Source organism: Pseudomonas sp. FSL R10-1339 (assembly GCF_009600545.1).
Classification (GTDB): domain Bacteria; phylum Pseudomonadota; class Gammaproteobacteria; order Pseudomonadales; family Pseudomonadaceae; genus Aquipseudomonas; species Aquipseudomonas bubulae.
In genome coordinates, this window is sequence record NZ_WIVQ01000194.1 from 1 (window position 1) to 2,290 (window position 2,290).

The 2,290-nt window shown below is 65.6% G+C and carries 3 protein-coding genes; all 3 read left to right on the forward strand.

What is annotated here, in order from left to right; genetic code table 11:
• A partial coding sequence (locus GHO03_RS24215; protein WP_153400659.1) for a DUF4381 domain-containing protein occupies window positions 1-396 on the forward strand: 396 nt, incomplete at its 5' end.
• Entirely contained in the window at window positions 389-1,462 is a 1,074-nt protein-coding gene (locus GHO03_RS24220) for a VWA domain-containing protein (protein ID WP_153400660.1), read from the forward strand. The genes GHO03_RS24215 and GHO03_RS24220, both read left to right, overlap by 8 nt.
• A partial coding sequence (locus GHO03_RS24225; protein ID WP_153400661.1) for a VWA domain-containing protein occupies window positions 1,459-2,290 on the forward strand: 832 nt, incomplete at its 3' end. The genes GHO03_RS24220 and GHO03_RS24225, both read left to right, overlap by 4 nt.

Here is a 2,290-nt window from a genome sequence, read left to right on the forward strand (position 1 = left end):
GCCCTGGGATGGGGCCTGTGGTGGCTGCGCCGCTACCTGCCCGCCAAACGCCTGCCGGCACGCACCGAACAACCGCTCGACCCGGTACGCCTGGCTGCCCTGGAAGAACTGGCCCGTTTCCCCAAACCCTACGATGGCGCACCGGCCGGCGCCTGGTTGCAACAGCTCAACGGCCTGCTCAAGCGCCTGTGCCGCAACCACTACCCCTACAGCCAGAGCCACACCCTCAATGGCCGCAAGTGGCTGGCGTTCCTGGACAACCGCTGCCCGGCTGCCGGCTTGACCCGCTGGATGGTGCTGGTCGAAGGTGCCTACAAGCCCGAGTGCAAGCTCGACGACAAGGCCATTGCCGGGCTCAATCAGGCGGTCGAAACCTGGATTCGCAAACATGTTTGAATTTGCCTGGCCGTGGATCTTCATCCTGCTGCCCCTGCCCTGGTTGATGCGCCTGGTGCTGCCGCCTGCCGACAGCGGGGAGGCGGCGCTGCAGGTCAGTTTCTTGAGTGACCTTGAACAACTGACCCGGCGCAAGGCCCGCGCCACCCTGCCTTCCTGGCGCCAGCAAATCCCCCATATCCTGCTCTGGCTGCTGTTGCTGACGGCCGCTGCCCGCCCGCAGTGGCTGGGCGAACCTTTACCGATTGCCGCCAGCGGCCGTGACTTGCTGGTGGCCGTGGATGTCTCGGGTTCGATGGACTACCCCGACATGCAATGGCAGGGCGAAGACGTAACCCGCCTGGACCTGGTCAAAAACCTGCTCGGCGAGTTCCTCGAAAACCGTGAGGGCGATCGCGTCGGCCTGATCCTCTTCGGCAGCCAGGCTTACCTGCAAGCGCCGCTGACCTTCGACCGCCACACCGTGCATACCTGGCTCGACGAAGCACGCATTGGCATCGCCGGTAAGAACACCGCCATCGGCGACGCCATTGGCCTGGCCCTCAAGCGCCTGCGCCAACGCCCGGCACAAAGCCGGGTGCTGATCCTGATTACCGATGGCGCCAACAACGGCGGGCATATCGACCCGCTGACCGCCGCTCGCCTGGCTGCCGAAGAGGGAGTCAAAATCTACCCCATCGGCATCGGCGCTGACCCGGACGAGAGCAGCAAGGGTCTGCTCAGCATCAACCCCGGGGTCGACCTCGATGAGCCGGCACTCGAAGAAATCGCCAAAGTCACCGGTGGCCGCTACTTCCGCGCCCGCAACGGCGGTGAACTGGCGGCCATCAAGGACACCCTCGACCAACTGGAGCCTGTGGCCCAACAACCGACCCAGGCGCGTCCGGCGCAGGCACTCTACAGCTGGCCGCTGGCCGCGGCCCTGTTGCTCAGTATGCTGCTGGTGATCCGCGAACTGTGGCCCAACAACCCGGTGCAGCGCTGGCTGAGCAAGGAGCATTTTCTGCAGCAACATCCTGACTGGCGTGCGCGCCTCACACACCTGCGCCTGCGGAGGCGTCGATGAGTACGCTCTGGCCGCACTGGTTCCGCCCCGAATGGCTGCTCATCCTGCCGCTGCTCGGCTGGTTGCTGTGGCAGCGCTGGCACCGGGAAAAACGCGCGGGCCGCTGGCAGAAAATCCTGCCGCCGGCCTTTCATCGGGTGCTGCTCAGCGGCGGCACCGGGCGTAGCAGCAAATTGCCATGGATCGCCCTCGGGCTCGGCTGGCTGCTGGCCCTGCTGGCCCTGCTCGGACCCAGTTGGCAGCGCGTCGAGCAGTCCTCGCAGAAACCCGAAGACCCGCTGGTGGTGATGCTCGAACTGACCCCCGAAATGCTCGCCACCGACAGTTCGCCCAACCGTCTTGAGCAGGCACGGCGCAAAATCTACGACCTGCTGCAAAACCGCAGCGACGCGCAAACCGCCGTGATCGTCTACGCGGGCAGCGCCCATACCCTGGTGCCGCTGTCCGATGACATGGCCACCAGCCGCAACCTGCTCGAAGCCCTCAAGCCGTCGATCATGCCGCAGCCGGGCCATCGCGCCGACCTGGCGATTGGCAAAGCCCTTGAACTGCTGGATCAGAGCGCACTGGGCCAGGGCCGCTTGCTGCTGATCACCTCATCGCTCAGTGAACTGGAGCGCAACGGCATCCGCCAGGCCTTGAGCGGCCATGCACCGCAACTGCTGATACTGGGTATTGGCAGTCGCGAAGGCGCCCCCGTGGTGGATGAAAACGGGCAGTTTCTCCAGGACGACCAGGGTGCCATTCTCCTGCCGCGTCTCGACAGCCCGAGCCTGCGCGCCTTTGCCCTCGATGTGGGTGGCCGCTACCGCCAGGCGCGTCTGGATG